Origin of the sequence: Telmatospirillum sp. J64-1, from assembly GCF_006980715.1 — a bacterium.
In the GTDB taxonomy this organism is placed as follows: domain Bacteria; phylum Pseudomonadota; class Alphaproteobacteria; order Rhodospirillales; family Magnetospirillaceae; genus Oleiliquidispirillum; species Oleiliquidispirillum nitrogeniifigens.
The window spans coordinates 201,863-217,440 of the sequence record NZ_SBHN01000006.1; the positions used below are offsets into that span (position 1 = coordinate 201,863).

The following is a 15,578-nucleotide window of genomic DNA, read 5'->3' on the forward strand; positions in this document are numbered from 1 at the left end:
CCGGAAGTCGTTGTAGCTGTGCAGTCGCGATAACCGAAGCGCGTAACTCAATAAATTACTTGGTTACTTTGTTCTTAACAGTGCGTGTGTGATTCTGCGAGTCGGGCGCAGCCCGGCGAGCGCGGCCATGTTTTTGGGCATGGCCGCACCGCCGATCCGCGATGCCGGATCGGCGGAAAATTGGAGAACCGGGAAGCCGCGCAACCGGATTTCCGGCTGCGCGGCTTTTGAGGGCTATGCGGCCTTCTCCAGCAAGGTTTTCGCCTTCGTTTCCAGTTCAAGGCGCGTATCCTGATGGGCCTTGCTGCGGGCATGCGCCGTCATGCCTGCGACGAAATCGAAGATGCTTTCGGGCGGGCGGCCTTCCTCCTGCAACACGGTTTCGATGATCTTGCCGGTTTCCGCCTTGCTAAAACCGCGCTTGCGCAAAAAGCTCTCCCGATCCTCGTCGGTGCGGGCGACGATCCGCTCCCGCGCCGCCTTGATCCCGGCGACGAAAGGCGCGGGGCTGGAATTGGCAAAGCTGGTCAGCGCCGGGGTGGCTTCATGGGCGAAGCGTTGCGCGGCAAACTTGCTGTGCCGGATGCTGATTTCCTCGAAATTCTCGACGCCCCACAAATTTCGATTCATGCAGACCGCCCGGAGATAGAAAGAGGCGATGCCGAGGGTCTTCGATCCGACTTCGCTGTTCCAGCAATAAAAACCCCGGAAATAAAGGTCGGGGTCGCCATTCGGCAGGCGTCCGGCTTCGATGGGGTGCGTGTCGTCCACCAGAAACAGGAAAACGTCGCGGTCGCTGGCGTAAAGCGTGGTCGTGTCCTTGGTTACATCCACAAAGGGGTTGTGCGTCATGGTCGCCCAATCCAGCACGCCCGGCACCTTCCACATGGTGTCCCCGGTTCCGTTCCCGGCGATCTTCATCACGGCGGCGACAAGCTCATGATCCCAGATGCGGCCATAGTCGGGGCCGGTCACGGCCCGAAGCTCAACGCGGCCATCCTCGGTTTCCAGCGTTTTCACAAGCTCGCCGCGATGGGACAGTAAGCCATGTTGCAGGTTGATGCCAGCCAGCGGCGCGGGAAGCTCGCGCAGGTATCGGGCCGGTGCACCGACAAGGCTGCAAAGCTGGCCGAAACTCCAATGCGTCGGGGCGACGGGTTGCTCCTGTCCGGGCACGATCAGCGAAAGCCGCTCGGTATTGTCGCGGGTCGCCTCCACGCGCACGGCGCGGCTCTCCACGGTGCGCGCCTTGGCGCGATCCGCGCGGGCCTTCACCGCGTCGTAAAGCTCGGTGAGCGACAGATAGCGCTCATCATCCGGGCGCGAAAACCATTCCGATGAAACGCGACCAATATTCTGGCCGCGCGAAATGTCCACGCGATACCCCTTGGAAACCGGCTGGCTGGCGTTGATGGTCATGGTGTTCATGGTCTTTCCTTTCATGGGCTTGGGTTGGAGCGCAGCGCTGCGCTGCAACCCTGCCCGTCGGCGAGACCGGGGGGTGCAAGGTGCAAGGACGGACGGGCGGAGGGGGATCACCCGGCCTGCACAAGCGGATCGAAGTCATAACGAAGGTGCGAAAGCTGGCATCCGCGCGGAAGGCTGGGGATACCGCCCGGCCGCCCTTGTGCCGCGCCAGGGGGCAGCGCCCCCAAGCAACCAGCCCGGCCAGAGCGCAGCGGAGGACGGGAGAGAAAATCTGATCGGGATACGCAAAACCCGAGAACCGGAAAGCCGTGTATCCCGATCTCCTTGTTCCTTGAGCCGTGGCGACCAGGATCGGCCCCGGGCCCCTTGCTCAACCGGGTTGGGCTTGCCGCGAAATGGCCGCCGCCGCCCTTGCGTTATGGGATTGAAGCCGAATGGCGGAAACGCGCCATAGGCGTGGTTCCGGCGCAGCCGAAAGCCCGGCCCGAAGGGTAACGCCATCAAACGACACCTATTGTCGCAAATTATGTCGCGCGTTTTCCGCCGCTAACGACAAAGACATACGACACGGAGACCTTTGATTTCCAGGATCGGCCGATCTGTTGCAGGCTTTAGGATTTGCGCGACATTGACGCGAGTGCGCTCCGTCTATAAGCAACAATTTCAACAAAACATGAAACGTTGAAATGATATGGACGAAAACGACGCGCTCGCGGGCTTCGCCGCGCTCTCTCACGAGGACCGCTTGCGGATAATCCGCATGTTGGTCGTCGCCGGCGCTGACGGCATGGCCGCTGGTGCCATCGCCGGCGCGCTCGATAATGCGCCGCCGTCGCGCGTCTCCTTCCATCTCAAGGAACTGGAGCGTGCCGGACTCGTGCAGGGGCGGCGAGATGGCAAGTCGATCATCTACAGCGCCGATTGGCCGGCGCTCTCCGATCTCGTCGCCTTCCTCATGCACGACTGCTGCCAAGGTCACTGCAAATATTGCGATCAAGCGATTGCCCTGTTCGCGAAATGCGAGGGCCGCCCGACCGGCACGATCCGCTGCGAATAGGACTGCCGATGCAGAAAGCCCTCGCTTTTGTTGAAAACAATCTCCTGCTGCTGGCCGTTGTAACGGCCGCGCTTGGCCTGCTCGTCCCTTCGCTCGGCATGGTCCTTGAAAGCGGCATAAGCCCGCTTCTGGCATTGCTGATGCTGGTCATCAGCCTGACATTCGACGCTCACGCCGTGAAGCTGGTTTTCCGGAAGCCGAGCCGGCAGCTTTGGGCGCTTGGCCTCGTCTATGGTCCCATGTCGCTCGCCGGATGGTTCACCGGGCGGCTGTTCTTCGGCTCTGGGCCGCTGGCCGCCGGTCAAACCCTTGTCGGCACTCTGCCGACTGACGTTTCCGCTCCGTTGCTGGTCCTGCTCGCACGCGGCAATGTCGCCCTCGCGGCGGTCCTCAATGCGGTCAACACAGTGCTTTCGCCCTTCATCGTGCCAATCCTGTTCCTGCTTCTCACCGGAATCGAGCTGCAAGTTCCCATCGGGGCGGTCATCATGGAATTAGTGCAGATCGTGGTGCTGCCGACCGTGATCGGGATCTACCTACGCACGCGATACCCGGAAGCGGTCGGCCGACACGATGGCCTCTATCCCTCTCTTGGTTCGGTGCTCTATCTGCTCCTGCTTCTGGCGGTCGTCGGTCCGAACGCCGAAACAATCCTCGGCTATGGCTGGTTCGCCTTCGTGATCGCGCTGGCCGCGCTCACGCTGAACCTGATCGGCTATGCGGTCGGGTCCGTCGCGCAAGTCTTTGTGGCCGACCGGCAAGAACTGATCGCCTACCTGTTCACGGTGAGCAAAAAGGAGTTCTCCATTGCAGCGGCGTTCGTAGCGGCGTCCGGGTTGCCCTCGAAAATCGCCGTGCCTGCCGCCTTCTTCGCTGTGATCCAGATGATTACGTCACCGATCGCCGCAAAGATTTTGGCATCGAGAGGCCCGGCGCTGCGGTGAGCAGTCATTAGGTTCTCGACGGCAGAGGAGACAGGGTTTCGATAATCCTGCAATCGGCGACGACGCCGCACCCGCATTGGTCGATCATCCTGTCGAGTTCGGCCTTAAGCGCCATCAGATCAGTGATCTTCTTTTCAACCTCTGCACGGTGTTCACTAGCGATGGCGTCAACAGCCGCACAGGATTGCCCGCGATTGTCGGAGAGTGCGAGAAGCGCCCTGATCTGGTCGAGCGAGAAACCGAGATCACGCGCGCGCCGGATGAAGCTCAGCCGGTTCAGATGATCCGGCTCATAAGCCCGATAGTTGCCTTCGGTGCGTGACGGCTCGGGCAGTAGACCATTCTTCTCGTAAAACCGGATTGTCTCGACCTTGGTGCCGGTCTGCCTTGCAAGATGTCCGATCGTCAGAATTGAAGAGTTCATTGCGTGACCCTATAGCGAATACAGGGTCAATGTAGGTTCGATCTGGACGTTTGTCGATCTTGATGGCTCGCCTATTGTGCCGCTCTGGCACTCTCCACCTCTTCACGCACCAGATCGTGGAGTTGCTGCGGTCCGAAAGATTCGAGCGGCCTGCCATTCACGAAAAAAGTCGGTGTCTGGCGAACTTTATTGCTCTGAACATCGGCCAGGTCCTGCTCAAGAACCGCGTCGATCTCGGACGAGGACATCTCGCGCCGTGCCTGCTCGACATCAAGCCCGGCCGCCGCTGCGATTTCCCAGGCTTTCACAAGGTCGGGTGCACCATGCACGGCCCATTCCGGCTGGCGCGCCAGCAAGGCTTCCAGCACGGGTTCGTAGCGGTCCTGAAGACGGGCCGTTTCCAGAATCCTGACGGCTTCCTCCGATCCCTCATGGAAGGGCGTATATCGGATGACAAGGCGCGCCTCGTCAGGGAAATTCGCCATGATCTGCTTAACGGCTGGATAGAAGGCTCGGCAGGCCTCACAGGACGGATCGAAGAATTCCACGATCGTCACCGGCGCATCCGCAGGGCCAATGATTGGTGAATGCGTCCTGACCATCGAATCACCTTGCGGTGTTGCAACGAGCTGTGCCGAGGTGCTGCCGTAGCGGTCGTAGAGAAAGGCTCCGCCGGCAAAGACGATCAGTGCGACGAGGCCAGTGAAAAGTACGATGGACCGTCTGGTCATGCTGGACGCCTCCGGCGCGCGAGAACGAGAAGAAGGGCAATGCTCAAGAAGGCAGAGAGCGATAGGTAGGGGAGCGGCAAAACGCCAAGAATCGTCATATCCGCGCTCGAACAGGATGGGCCGTCTTGACCACAGGGCTCGATGGCGGCGGGAATGACGCCCGCATAAAGCAAGGAGTGGAACGCCGCGATGGCGGCGCCGAGGGCGGCCAGTGGAAGCCCGTACCAGGAAACGCTGGCATCGCCCCGAAAGCTGGCAACAGCCAGAATGACCGCCAGCGGAAACATGAAAGCGCGTTGATACCAGCACAGATTGCACGGTGTCTGTCCCATAATCTCACCAATGAAGAGAGCGCCCAGCGAGGCGGCAAGCGCGATGAGCCATGCCAAGAACACGGCCGCCCAGACATTTTCAGTCGTGCCCGCACCGGTGGTCATAGCACTCCCTTTCGCAACGTTTCTTTCGTTCCATCAAGCTTTGTATTTCGAGCATCTTTGCACCCTGTACAAGCTACAAGGTCAAGTCTCTGTGCGACGAATTCGCGCACGGATCGCCGCGCAAAGGTAATCATAGAAACCGGCCCTTGACCCTGTAGTTGCTACAGGGTCTATCTGCGGTGTTACATCAAATTGTCGAGGTGACATCTCATGGCGGCAGCGAGCCCTTACAAACTGCGTGTAGAAGGCATGGACTGTGCATCCTGCGCGTTGAAAATCGAAACGGCGATGCAACGTCTGCCAGGCGTTAGCGACGTCAATGTCAGTTACGCCAACGAGACGCTCGCGTTGCAACTCGATGAGGACCGCACGGCCCTCGGCACGATTGAGCAAAAGATCCGCGCGCTGGGCTACACGCCAGTGATCGAACAGGCGGAGACAAAGGCGGGCCCGCCTCGTAAGCGCAGTACAGAGGCGTGGTGGAAAGGCAGCAAGGGTCGGCTTGTCCTCCTGACCGGCGCGTTGTTCGTGCTTGCCTTCGCCCTCGCGCGTATCCTGCCGGATTGGGAGCAATGGCTCTATTCAGGCGCGGCCTTGATCAGCGTTATCCCATTCGCGAGGCGCGCGGTCGCCGGAGCGATGTCCGGCTCGCCCTTCACCATCGAGACGTTGATGACGGTTGCGGCACTCGGCGCGGTCGCCATTGGCGAGGCCGAAGAAGCCGCTGTCGTGATCGTCCTGTTCGCAGTGGGCGAACTGCTTGAAACCGTAGCGGCTGGCCGCGCGCGCGCCGGTATCGAGGCGTTGATCGACCTCGTGCCTCGCGTCGCGTTCCGCGAGCGCGACGGTGCCGTTGAGCAGGTCGCTGCCGAAGAGCTGGCCATTGGTGATGTCGTCGTTGTCCGGCCTGGTGACCGTGTGCCGTCTGACGGCACGGTGATTGACGGTGTATCCGAGGTCGATGAGGCCCCCGTGACAGGCGAATCCGTGCCCGTGCTGAAAGAAGCCGGCGCAACCGTCTATGCCGGCAGCATCAATGCCAATGGCGAGCTGCGGGTGTCGATCAGCCATGTCGCGGCTGACAACACCATTGCCCGTATCATCCACATGGTTGAGGAAGCTCAGGAATCAAAGGCCCCAACGGCGCGCATGATCGACCGTTTCAGCCGCTGGTATACGCCGGGCGCGATGGTCGTTGCGGCTCTGATCGTTGTCGTACCGCCGCTCGCCTTCGGCGGCGACTGGATGACATGGGTGTATCGGGGTCTCGCCACGCTGCTGATTGCTTGTCCCTGCGCACTCGTGATTTCCACGCCGGCGGCCATCGCGTCAGGTCTTGCAGCCGGCGCGCGTCAGGGATTGCTGATCAAGGGCGGGGCGGCGCTGGAAATACTCGGCAAGGTCGTAACCGTTGCCTTCGACAAAACGGGAACGTTGACGCGTGGCCACCCCCAGGTGACGGACATTGTGCCGATCAATGGGGACGAGAACTCCGTCCTTGCCATCGCGGCAGCGGTCGAGCGCAACACCAGCCATCCGCTTGGGGTTGCAATCGTGGCGGCGGCGGAGTCGCGTGGGCTCGAACTGCCCGTCACCTTCGGAGGCGGCGTTGCCACACCAGGCAAGGCGGTCACAGCGCGATTGAAGGACGGCTTCGCTTCGGTCGGGTCTCCCCGTCATGCCGCCGAACAGGCTGCCCTTGAAGAGAACATCGCCGAGACGATCACGACACTGGAGAGCCAAGGCAAGACGGTCGTTGTGCTTTTAAAGGGCAAGACCGTCGAGGGTTTGATCGCTCTGCGCGACGAACCACGCGACGACGCTATCGAAGGTGTGAAGCGACTGACAGATCGGGGTGTGCGGCCACTGATGCTGACCGGCGACAACAAGCGCACGGCCGACGCCATCGCGGCCCATCTTGGCCTTGAGGCGAGCGCCGAATTGTTGCCCGACGCCAAGCTCGCCGAGATCGGCCGCCTCAAGGCTGATGGCCCGATCGCCATGGTGGGAGACGGTATCAATGACGCGCCGGCGCTCGCAGCCGCTTCCGTTGGTGTCGCCATGGGAGCAGGCACCGACGTTGCTTTGGAGACCGCAGATGCCGCGCTGCTCAGAAACCGGGTGACGGGTGTTGCCGATCTCATCGGGTTGTCACAGGCGACACTCGGCAATATTTGGCAAAATATCGCCATAGCGCTTGGTCTGAAGGCCGTCTTCCTCGTGACGACTCTATTCGGCATTACCACGCTCTGGATGGCGATCCTCGCCGATACGGGCGCTACGGTCCTCGTTACGGCCAATGCGTTGCGCCTGCTGACCTGGCGCGGCACCCGCGACAAATGAGCTTAAGCAGTGCGCGAAGGCAGGTCGCGGCTTCCACTTCTTGCCAAGAAAGCCGAGGTGTAATTTATGAGGAATCAGTCCAAGGGCAGTGCCACTTCATCCGAGAAGAGCGAACAATGGGCGCTCGCATGGGTGCTTGCGATCAATACGGCCCAGGCAGCCATTGTGGGAGGATTAGGGTGGTGGGCTCAGTCAACAGGACTGATGGGTTCCGCGCTCGATAATCTTGGCGATGCAGGTGTCTACGCCATCAGCCTTTTTGTCGTCGGACGCGGTTTGGCCGCGAAGGTTCGAGTTGCCCGGCTGTCGGGTATCCTCCTGATCGTTTTCGCCGGTCTTCTTCTATTCGAAGTCGGACGTCGCTTCTTCACTGGTTCCGATCCGATAGGGCCGGTCATGATCGCCGTGGCGATAGCAAGCGCGCTTACAAATATGGTCTGCATGTGGTTCCTGAAATCACATCGGGAAGGCGGCGTGCATCTGCAAGCCTCATGGATTTTCACGACAAACGACATGCTTGTGAACTCGGCCATCGCGCTTTCGGGTCTGGCCGTGATCCTTTTCAATTCGCCATACCCGGATCTGATCATTGGCGTGGGTGTGGTTGTTGTCGTTGTCAGAAGCGGCTTCGAAATCCTTGAGAAGGCCGGCGAAGCTGGAAACAAAGGAAAAACAACATGATTAGTTTGCGAGCGCTATCCGGCGCGTTCCTTGCCCTTACCGCGTCGATCGTTCCTGCTGTGGGTCACGACTTCCAGGCCGGTTCGATCACCATCGATCATCCGTGGTCACGCGCGACTCCGCCGGTCGCGCCGGTAGCCGGCGGCTATCTGACGCTAACGAACGATGGCCACATGGCCGACCGCCTGGTCTCGATCTCATCACCTCTGTCAGAACGGGCGGAAATCCACGAGTCGACCGTGATCGACGGGGTTGCCAGCATGAGGCCGGTGCAAAATGGCATCGAAATTGGGGCTGGCGATACGATCGAACTTCAACCTGGCGGTATACACATCATGTTTTTGAAACCATCGCGTCCTTTGAAGGAAGGGGAGCGGTTTGCCGCAACACTGGTGTTCGAGCAGGCCGGTACCATCGACGTTGAGTTCGCTGTGCAGAACATGGGTGCTCGTCCGGAATCTGCGAGCGAACATGAAGGGCACGGAGAGGCTGTCCAATGAGCGGCGTCAAACTTTTCCGTCTTGTTGCATGGGTTGCCGTCGCCGCTGTCGGCGGGCTTTTCATCGGCCTGTCCTTATCAAAGCCTTGGCAGCAGCAAACCGCGGCGGTCGCGTCCTCGACAGGCACCGCAGCCATCGGCGGTCCATTCCAGCTCACATCCCATCGAGGCGAGACGATCGACAATGCTGCGCTGGCTGGAAAGCCTTATCTCGCCTTCTTCGGCTTCACCCATTGCCCCGATGTGTGCCCGACGACGCTCTACGAACTTAGCGATCTCATGAACGAACTTGGGCCGGTGGCCGACCAGTTCAACGTACTGTTCTTCACCGTCGATCCCGAACGGGACACCCAAGAACTGCTGGCTCAGTACATGACAGCCTTTGATGACCGCATCCTCGCACTGCGCGGGAATCGACAGGAAACGGACGCCGTGGTGAAGGCCTTTGCGGCCTACGCGCGAAAAGTGCCTCTGGAGGGGGGCGAATACACGATGGATCACACCGCAGGCGTCTACATGATGGATGCCGAGAGCCAATTCGTCGGCACGCTCGACATGCACGAGCCGCGTGAGATTCGCTTGCAGAAGCTCCGCCGTCTGGTGGGCGAGATTGGCTGATGGAGTTCTCCAGTATCGGAATAGCGACGGCTTTTGCCGCTGGCGTTATATCCTTCCTGTCGCCCTGCGTTCTGCCGCTGGTGCCGGGCTATATTTCCTACGTTGCAGGCCGCACGATTAGCCCGGATGGCACTGCGGCCGATGCCGAATTCAAAGCGGCAAGCCGAACTCTCGGCCTCAGCCTCTGCTTCGTGCTCGGCTTTGCGACCGTGTTCGTCCTCCTTGGGGCGAGCGCCACCGTGTTGAGCCGGCTCCTGCGCATGTACCTTTTCGAAGCGAACCTGATTGGAGGCGCGATCGTCGTCGTCTTCGGTCTGTTCACGACAGGCCTCGTGCCAATGCCCTGGCTCAATCGTGAAGCGCGGTTCCATGCCAATCCGGGCAGCGGAAGCGCCGGCGCTGCTTATCTCCTCGGTCTCGCTTTCGCGTTCGGCTGGACTCCCTGCATCGGACCAGTGCTGGGAGCGATTTTGACCCTGTCCGCCGCCAACGCCACGGTGGCAAGCGGAACGACGCTGCTCGCCGTCTACTCCCTTGGTCTTGGCCTCCCTTTCATCTTGGCGGCTTTGTTCATGCGCGGGTTCATGGCTCGGATGATGTCGATGCGCCGCACTGGCCGCGTGCTCAAAATCGTCGCTGGTGGGGTGATGGTGGTGATGGGCATCGCCATGATCACCGGCCATCTCACCAGCTTTGCGATATGGCTGCTCCAGACCTTCCCGGCTCTGGGCCGCATCGGCTAAGCCTTAGTTTAGAGGACATTTGGACATGCTCAGGATCGGCCTTCCCTTCGTCCTTGGCGGATTTTTCATTGATCAGGCGGCGAAGTGGTGGGTCCTGAACCATGTTATGAATCCACCTCAGGTCATCCCCGTCACCGGCTTCTTTAATCTCGTGCTCGGCTTTAACACCGGCGTGAGCTTCGGATTGTTCGGCCAGGCTCCGGCTTGGATCCTGATGGCGCTCACGCTTGCCATAGTCACCGGGCTCCTGGTCTGGATCCATCGAAGCGACAGCCGCCTGACGGCATCGGCCCTCGGGCTCGTGGTTGGGGGAGCGCTCGGCAATCTGCTCGACCGGCTCCGGCAGGGTGCCGTGACGGATTTCCTGGATTTTTACATTGGCAGCTATCATTGGCCCGCCTTCAACCTTGCCGACGTGGCGATTGTCTGCGGGGTAGGGCTTTTACTGGTGGAGAGCGTTCTGGCACGAGGCAAAACAAAGGCGGCATGAACAGAAGCTTTCGCCAGCTATCCGTGAGTCATGGGCCGGAGGAAGTTGACGTTCTGGTGATCGGCGCCGGTCAAGCGGGACTCGCAGCCTGCTATTCTCTTGCCAGAACAGAGCTTTCATTCCTGATCGTTGATCGCCATTCCCGCATCGGTGACAGTTGGCGCCGTCGCTACGATTCCCTGACTCTGTTCACTCCGCGCGCATTTAGTTCGCTGCCCGGTCTTGCGCTCGAGGGGGACCCGGACGGCTACCCAACGCGAGACGCGTTTGCGCACTATCTCGAAACCTACGCCAGCCATTTCGACCTGCCGGTGCATTCCGGAAATGGCGTGGCTCGGCTCGAACGCCGCGCTGATGAGCGGTTCACCGCGCAACTCGATGATGGCAGACACGTGGTCGCCAAGGCGGTGATCGTCGCGACGGGTGCGTTTCAGAAACCAATCGTCCCAACGATTGCTGCCGGCTTCGACAGCGCGGTCACTCAACTGACACCGGAAAGTTATCACAATCCCGGCGATCTCCCGCCTGGCACGGTCCTTGTTGTCGGGGATGGAGCAAGCGGACGCGACATCGCAGCCGAGCTGGTTCTGACCCATGAAGTGATGCTTGCGGTTGGACGCAGGCGCCGTCTGTTTCCCGAGCGCATTCTGGGCAAGAGCACATGGTGGTGGCTGCACACATTGGGCTTGATGAGAGCAAGGCCCGGCTCCGCGATAGGTCGCCTGATGCGGCGCGCGGACCCATTTCCGGACAGGGATCGCAGCCTTAGCGATCTGGAACAAAGGGGCGTAGCGGTTTCAACACGCTTAGTCTCTTCACAGGACCGCCTCGCATTCTTTGCAGATGGATCGAAACGGGTGATCGACTCCGTCATCTGGTGCATCGGATACCGAGACGACACCGAATGGCTCCAGATTGCAGGTAGTACCGATTCCAATGGAAGCTTTCTGCAAACGGTCGGGCTGTCTCCCGTAGCGGGCCTTTTTCACCTAAGGTCGAGACTCATTCAGACCCAGAACGCGACGAGGGTTGCGAGCGCCACTGCCGAGAGGAAGTTGCGGGCGAGCTTGTCATAACGAGTGGCGACGCGCCGGAAGTCCTTCAGCCTGCAGAAGGCTGCCTCGATGCGCCAACGCCCCTTGTAGCGGACCTTGTCGTAAGCGATCGGCACCTTCCGGTTCGATCGCCCCGGAATGACAGCCTCGGCACCTTCTGCCCGCAGGCGTTTGCGCAACGCGTTGGCGTCATAGCCCTTGTCTGCGATCAGGCAGCGCACTCGACCGGCCGCGTCCATCAGCGGCCCGGCCATAGTGACGTCGGCGACGTTGCCTGCCGTCAGCAGCAGAATGGCCGGCCGCCCGAGCAGGTCTGTCACTGCATGGATCTTGGTGGTCTGGCCGCCGCGCGACGGGCCGATGGCTTGCGCCTTCGCCCCCCTTTTCCGCCATGGGCTGAGCGATGCGCCTTCACGTAGCTGGAGTCGATCGACGCTGACAGCGCAAGCACGCCCTTGGCAACGAGAGCGTCCAAGATTCGGCTCCAGAGCTGCCGGCGGGACCAGCGATTGAAGCGGTTGTAGATCGTCGTGGACGGGCCGTATTCGGCCGGGCAGTCCTGCCAACGGCAGCCAGTCTTTAGCACATGCAGGATGCCGCTGATCACGCGGCGATCATCTACCCTGCGCGCGCCCGGCTGGTTTTTTGGAAGGTGCGGTTCGATCGCCGCCCACGCCTCGTCGTCCAGCCAGAAAAGCCTGCTCATCATCGCCTCCATCGCAAAACGACGACAGCGAATCTGATTTGCTACAGACCTTCAACAGCCTGATTGGGTTTCGACCCTAGGTCGCCCATGGCAACGGAATCGTGCTTCAGCCCTCGTCATGGGTGTCGGTGAAGATGCTTCCGTGGTTGTCGCAGCATGCTTGAGATCCTGCTCCGGCAGCTAATGGGATGACGTGCGCATACGTGGACGACGACCCTGCACGGTCATAGACGCGGTGATCCCATACAAGCGGCCGGGCGGGCAGTAAGGCTTTCGTGATGATCGCGGATGACGATGGCCAACTGCAATGTCTGGTTTTCAGGAGTGATGACCGGCCACACGAATGACCAGGATGAGGTCGGAAGCCGTCCTAAGCTGTACTCGCGGCTCCTTCAGCAGCCGCACATAGGCCGGCCGACTGGCTCAACGCATCGGCGGGGGAATATCGATCGCTCTCGGCTTTAACGCCGCGCTGAACAGTCAATGACCGATCTGTCGCAAAATTCCCCAAAACCTGCGACACCTCGTGCGTCTAACCTGTGCGATGTAGCAAACCCGCTACGCGGTTTTGGGAGCCCCTGCCGCGAGTCGTGTCAAGGCGGACACGCCTACGACGCCGCCGCCGACAATGCAGAAGATTTGCCGCCAGATTTCGGACGGTACGGCTTCCTTGGTGATGCCATAGATCAGCGCATAGCCTGCGACGGCGGCGGGCGCGGCGAAGACAAGCGCCACGATCAGACGGATAACGGGTGTGCGGATCGTCTCGAACAGCACCGCCAGGATGCCGAAGGCGACGCCAGCGGAGAACAGGCCGACCAAACCCGCGCCTATCAGGCCAGAGCCGGTCTGATAGGCGAACTGCGCGGCGGTCAGCCCGAGCATGAAGGGCAGCGCATAGATAGCGAGCGTGTAGGCGAGAACGCAGAGAAGCGCGATCAGCGCAACGCTCATGAACATCACTGCGACCATGATCCTTCACCTTCTACTTGCCACACCGCCTTTCGTGCCGTCGCGATTCTGACGGCTGGATCGTCGGCATGGTGCCAATGCTTGCCTGTCCTGTCGAGGCTGTGGGGCCTGACTATTGTTGAACTGTCGAGGTTATCCGGCCGCGCGGGGAAGCCGCGCGGCCGGGATTTTTTCCGATGGAAGGCCGGGACCGCTGGCGCGATCCCGGCCCGCCGCTTATTCCGCCGCGACGGGGAAAGGCTCATCCTCCACGGTCCCGGCGCTGTCGGCCTCCGGCATGTCCTCGGCCATGGCGGCGGCCTCCGGCTGCTCGTTGTCCAGCCACGCGGGCCGCTCGGTGCGCAGCAAAGGGGGCAGCCAGCCGGTTCCGGCAAGAAGCTGTTCGGCCTTTTCCGCCATTTCCTGCTTCTTCTTGTCCGCGATCCGCTCGGCGGCTTCGTCGCCAAGGGCTTCCCGCACGGCGGCGAGGATTTGGGCCTTGGTGACGCGCCCGAGATAAGCCCGGACGGTCGGGGTCCAGTGCGCCGTCATGTCGAGCGCAACCCCCGTCGCCAGCCTGTCCGTCGTTTCATGAGCGTGGCGCTTGTTCTGCTCCCACGGCAGCTTGAGGGCGTTGACGGTCTGCGCGGCACAGTGGGCGAACAGCGCCATGACGCTGGCATGGTCCAGCCCGGCGATGAAACCCCAAAGGTCGGCCACGTCGCGAGGCATGTCCGCCGCCCATCCGGCATGACGATCCGCCAGCGCCTTCGCCGCCGCCGTGTCCTCGATGCCGTCCGCATGCCCGCCAAGGCTGGCGCTGATCGGACGGATTTCGAGGCAATGGGCGTCCCCGCCGCCGCGATAGAAGGTCTGCGCGGCGAGTGCATGGGTGACGGCGATCAAGGCCATGTCCGTCTGCTCGCCAAGGGCGAGACGGAGGGCAAGGGTGCGATGCGCGGTCAGGTCGCGGATGAGCGAATCCGACAGCGGCTTGCCGTCTTCCTCCCTTTCCTCGTCCCCGAGCGCGGAAACATGGTTTCCACCCTCATCATGCTCGCCGTCCTCTCCGATGATTTCACCATCGCCATTGACGCGAACGCCGTCGATGACGGTTTCGTCATCCCCGCTTTCATCTTCCTCCGGCTCCGGGGCCTCGTCCTCGGGCCGGATGAAACCGCGCTCGATGCGGGCGTTGCCATTATGGTTGAGAACCACGAGAACGCCGCCGCGCGCGATCTCGTCGGGATCGTAGTCGTAGCGCTTGTAATCTATGCGCTCGATCTCGTTTTCAAGATCGGCAAAGCGCTGATCCACATCGGGCGGCAGGTCCACGTCCGCGTCCTCCCATTCCGCCGTCAAACGCTCATGTTCCTCCTGCGCGGCGGCGTAGGCGGCTTCATCATCCTCGGATAGCTCCACCGGCCCCGGATAGGTGCGGCGCATGCCGTGGGCATGGGGCCAGTCGATATGCGCCGAAACCCATTTCCATCCCTCTGCCTCCCGAACCTCGGCGGCGATCCTTTCCAGCTTGTCGAGGGCAAGCCGGTCCAGCAGCGCGGCGTCCTCGTAGAAGCCGCCGCGATCCTCGGTGAACAGGTCGCGGATGATGTAGCCGCCCGCCTCGCTATAGGCTTCTGGCCCGATGAACACCGCGCGCCGATCCGAAGCCGCCACATTGCAGGCGGTCAGGTCGCGGCGGATGATCCACGGCTCCTTGTTGTGGAACAGGTTTTCAAAGACGTGTTCCTGCCGGTCGTGGTCGTCGGTGATGGCGAAAGCCTGCAACTGGTCCATGGTCAGCCCGCCGTCGCGGTAAACCTGAATCAGCTTGGGGCTGACAGCGCCGAGGCGAAGCCGCTGCTTCACCACATGCGCGGTGACGCCGAACCGGGCCGCGATTTCCTCCGCGTCCCATCCGCGATTTTCCGAAAGCTCGCGGAAGCGCTCGAACTCGTCGGCGGGATGCAGGTTCTCGCGGTTGACGTTCTCGTCAAGGCTGATTTCCGCCGCGTCGTTCGCCGTGTCGATGACGCAGCGGATGGGCTCGGTCTTCTTGATCTGCTTGCGCTTCACACGGAGCAACTGCGCCAGCCTGCGGCCTTCCCCGACGCTGACCAGATAGAAGCCGGTCGGCTCGCCGTCTGCGTTCTGTTCCGGCTCTACTACCAGATTTTGCAGCATCCCCTTGGCGGCGATGCTCGCCGCCTTCGCCTCGATAGACGCCTCGCTGTGCGGGGTCTTGCGGGCATTCTTCGGGTGCTTCTTGAGCTTGTTGAGCGGGATGAAAACGGTCGTGCCGTGTTCGACGGTCGGGGCGGTGTTGTCGGTCGTGGTCATGGTCTTTCTCCTATGGGCTTGGGTTGGAGCGCAGCGCTGCGCTGCAACCCTGCCCGTCGGCGAGACCGGGGGGTGCAAGGTGCAAGGACGGACGGGCGGAGGGGGATCACCCGGCCTGCACAAGCGGATCG

At 61.4% G+C, this 15,578-nt stretch carries 16 protein-coding genes; 9 read left to right on the forward strand and 7 right to left on the reverse strand.

Going from position 1 to position 15,578, the window contains the following annotated elements; translation table 11 throughout:
* Positions 1–234 precede the first annotated feature (234 nt).
* A complete protein-coding gene (locus EPD66_RS08115) occupies positions 235–1,428 on the reverse strand; it encodes a DUF932 domain-containing protein (protein WP_142848013.1) in 1,194 nt (397 codons plus the stop codon).
* A 691-nt stretch (positions 1,429–2,119) separates the two neighbouring features.
* Here EPD66_RS08115 and EPD66_RS08120 point away from each other — a divergent pair.
* Positions 2,120–2,485: a helix-turn-helix transcriptional regulator gene (locus EPD66_RS08120; protein ID WP_142847986.1), complete on the forward strand. Its 366-nt coding sequence runs from the start codon at positions 2,120–2,122 to the stop codon at positions 2,483–2,485.
* Between the two features lie 8 nt (positions 2,486–2,493).
* Complete coding sequence (locus tag EPD66_RS08125; RefSeq protein WP_142847987.1) at positions 2,494–3,429, forward strand: bile acid:sodium symporter family protein; 936 nt, start codon at positions 2,494–2,496, stop codon at positions 3,427–3,429.
* A gap of 7 nt (positions 3,430–3,436) precedes the next feature.
* On the opposite strand, the gene EPD66_RS08130 is transcribed toward EPD66_RS08125, so the two are convergent.
* The 3 genes from EPD66_RS08130 to EPD66_RS08140 all read right to left on the reverse strand — a co-directional run bounded on the left by EPD66_RS08130 (position 3,437) and on the right by EPD66_RS08140 (position 5,021).
* The gene (locus tag EPD66_RS08130) at positions 3,437–3,853 is read right to left on the reverse strand and encodes a helix-turn-helix domain-containing protein (RefSeq protein WP_142847988.1); all 417 of its coding nucleotides are present in this window, start codon (positions 3,851–3,853) and stop codon (positions 3,437–3,439) included.
* A 71-nt stretch (positions 3,854–3,924) separates the two neighbouring features.
* Positions 3,925–4,584 carry a thioredoxin domain-containing protein gene (locus EPD66_RS08135; RefSeq protein WP_142847989.1) on the reverse strand — a complete coding sequence of 220 codons (660 nt, stop codon included), beginning with the start codon at positions 4,582–4,584 and terminating at the stop codon, positions 3,925–3,927.
* A complete protein-coding gene (locus EPD66_RS08140) occupies positions 4,581–5,021 on the reverse strand; it encodes a disulfide bond formation protein B (protein ID WP_142847990.1) in 441 nt (146 codons plus the stop codon). Before EPD66_RS08140 ends, EPD66_RS08135 begins: the two co-directional genes overlap by 4 nt.
* 210 nt (positions 5,022–5,231) lie before the next feature.
* Between EPD66_RS08140 and EPD66_RS08145 the strand changes: the two genes are divergently transcribed.
* From EPD66_RS08145 to EPD66_RS08175, 7 genes are all read left to right on the forward strand, one after another.
* Complete coding sequence (locus EPD66_RS08145; protein ID WP_142847991.1) at positions 5,232–7,364, forward strand: heavy metal translocating P-type ATPase; 2,133 nt, start codon at positions 5,232–5,234, stop codon at positions 7,362–7,364.
* 66 nt (positions 7,365–7,430) lie between these two features.
* Entirely contained in the window at positions 7,431–8,045 is a 615-nt protein-coding gene (locus EPD66_RS08150; RefSeq protein WP_142847992.1) for a cation transporter, read from the forward strand.
* Complete coding sequence (locus EPD66_RS08155; protein WP_142847993.1) at positions 8,042–8,545, forward strand: copper chaperone PCu(A)C; 504 nt, start codon at positions 8,042–8,044, stop codon at positions 8,543–8,545. Before EPD66_RS08150 ends, EPD66_RS08155 begins: the two co-directional genes overlap by 4 nt.
* Positions 8,542–9,162 carry an SCO family protein gene (locus EPD66_RS08160; RefSeq protein ID WP_142847994.1) on the forward strand — a complete coding sequence of 207 codons (621 nt, stop codon included), beginning with the start codon at positions 8,542–8,544 and terminating at the stop codon, positions 9,160–9,162. Before EPD66_RS08155 ends, EPD66_RS08160 begins: the two co-directional genes overlap by 4 nt.
* On the forward strand, positions 9,162–9,905 hold the full coding sequence (locus tag EPD66_RS08165) for a cytochrome c biogenesis CcdA family protein (protein WP_142847995.1): 744 nt from the start codon (positions 9,162–9,164) through the stop codon (positions 9,903–9,905). Before EPD66_RS08160 ends, EPD66_RS08165 begins: the two co-directional genes overlap by 1 nt.
* Before the next feature lie 25 nt (positions 9,906–9,930).
* Positions 9,931–10,395 (forward strand): signal peptidase II, encoded by a 465-nt coding sequence (gene lspA / locus EPD66_RS08170; protein ID WP_142847996.1) that lies wholly within the window; start codon positions 9,931–9,933, stop codon positions 10,393–10,395.
* Entirely contained in the window at positions 10,392–11,471 is a 1,080-nt protein-coding gene (locus tag EPD66_RS08175) for an NAD(P)/FAD-dependent oxidoreductase (protein WP_142847997.1), read from the forward strand. The genes lspA and EPD66_RS08175 overlap by 4 nt, the downstream gene beginning before the upstream one ends.
* Here EPD66_RS08175 and EPD66_RS08180 read toward each other — a convergent pair.
* The 3 genes from EPD66_RS08180 to EPD66_RS08190 all read right to left on the reverse strand — a co-directional run bounded on the left by EPD66_RS08180 (position 11,402) and on the right by EPD66_RS08190 (position 15,447).
* A protein-coding gene (locus EPD66_RS08180) for an IS5 family transposase (protein WP_370511869.1) occupies positions 11,402–12,156 on the reverse strand; the annotation gives its coding sequence in 2 pieces (ribosomal slippage) (positions 11,402–11,815 and positions 11,818–12,156; 753 coding nt in all). The genes EPD66_RS08175 and EPD66_RS08180 overlap by 70 nt on opposite strands.
* Positions 12,157–12,714: 558 nt before the next feature.
* The gene (locus tag EPD66_RS08185) at positions 12,715–13,128 is read right to left on the reverse strand and encodes a hypothetical protein (protein ID WP_142847998.1); all 414 of its coding nucleotides are present in this window, start codon (positions 13,126–13,128) and stop codon (positions 12,715–12,717) included.
* A gap of 216 nt (positions 13,129–13,344) precedes the next feature.
* Positions 13,345–15,447 carry a ParB/RepB/Spo0J family partition protein gene (locus EPD66_RS08190; RefSeq protein WP_142847999.1) on the reverse strand — a complete coding sequence of 701 codons (2,103 nt, stop codon included), beginning with the start codon at positions 15,445–15,447 and terminating at the stop codon, positions 13,345–13,347.
* Positions 15,448–15,578: the final 131 nt, after the last annotated feature.

Bases quoted from the DNA above. Each gene is read 5' to 3' on its own strand.
- EPD66_RS08160 (WP_142847994.1), top strand. From the start codon at position 8,542: ATGAGCGGCGTCAAACTTTTCCGTCTTGTTGCATGGGTTGCCGTCGCC.
- EPD66_RS08155 (WP_142847993.1), top strand. From the start codon at position 8,042: ATGATTAGTTTGCGAGCGCTATCCGGCGCGTTCCTTGCCCTTACCGCG.
- EPD66_RS08125 (WP_142847987.1), top strand. From the start codon at position 2,494: ATGCAGAAAGCCCTCGCTTTTGTTGAAAACAATCTCCTGCTGCTGGCC.
- EPD66_RS08115 (WP_142848013.1), bottom strand. From the start codon at position 1,428: ATGAACACCATGACCATCAACGCCAGCCAGCCGGTTTCCAAGGGGTAT.
- EPD66_RS08165 (WP_142847995.1), top strand. From the start codon at position 9,162: ATGGAGTTCTCCAGTATCGGAATAGCGACGGCTTTTGCCGCTGGCGTT.
- EPD66_RS08120 (WP_142847986.1), top strand. From the start codon at position 2,120: ATGGACGAAAACGACGCGCTCGCGGGCTTCGCCGCGCTCTCTCACGAG.
- EPD66_RS08150 (WP_142847992.1), top strand. From the start codon at position 7,431: ATGAGGAATCAGTCCAAGGGCAGTGCCACTTCATCCGAGAAGAGCGAA.
- EPD66_RS08175 (WP_142847997.1), top strand. From the start codon at position 10,392: ATGAACAGAAGCTTTCGCCAGCTATCCGTGAGTCATGGGCCGGAGGAA.
- lspA (WP_142847996.1), top strand. From the start codon at position 9,931: ATGCTCAGGATCGGCCTTCCCTTCGTCCTTGGCGGATTTTTCATTGAT.
- EPD66_RS08190 (WP_142847999.1), bottom strand. From the start codon at position 15,447: ATGACCACGACCGACAACACCGCCCCGACCGTCGAACACGGCACGACC.
- EPD66_RS08140 (WP_142847990.1), bottom strand. From the start codon at position 5,021: ATGACCACCGGTGCGGGCACGACTGAAAATGTCTGGGCGGCCGTGTTC.
- EPD66_RS08135 (WP_142847989.1), bottom strand. From the start codon at position 4,584: ATGACCAGACGGTCCATCGTACTTTTCACTGGCCTCGTCGCACTGATC.
- EPD66_RS08145 (WP_142847991.1), top strand. From the start codon at position 5,232: ATGGCGGCAGCGAGCCCTTACAAACTGCGTGTAGAAGGCATGGACTGT.
- EPD66_RS08185 (WP_142847998.1), bottom strand. From the start codon at position 13,128: ATGGTCGCAGTGATGTTCATGAGCGTTGCGCTGATCGCGCTTCTCTGC.
- EPD66_RS08130 (WP_142847988.1), bottom strand. From the start codon at position 3,853: ATGAACTCTTCAATTCTGACGATCGGACATCTTGCAAGGCAGACCGGC.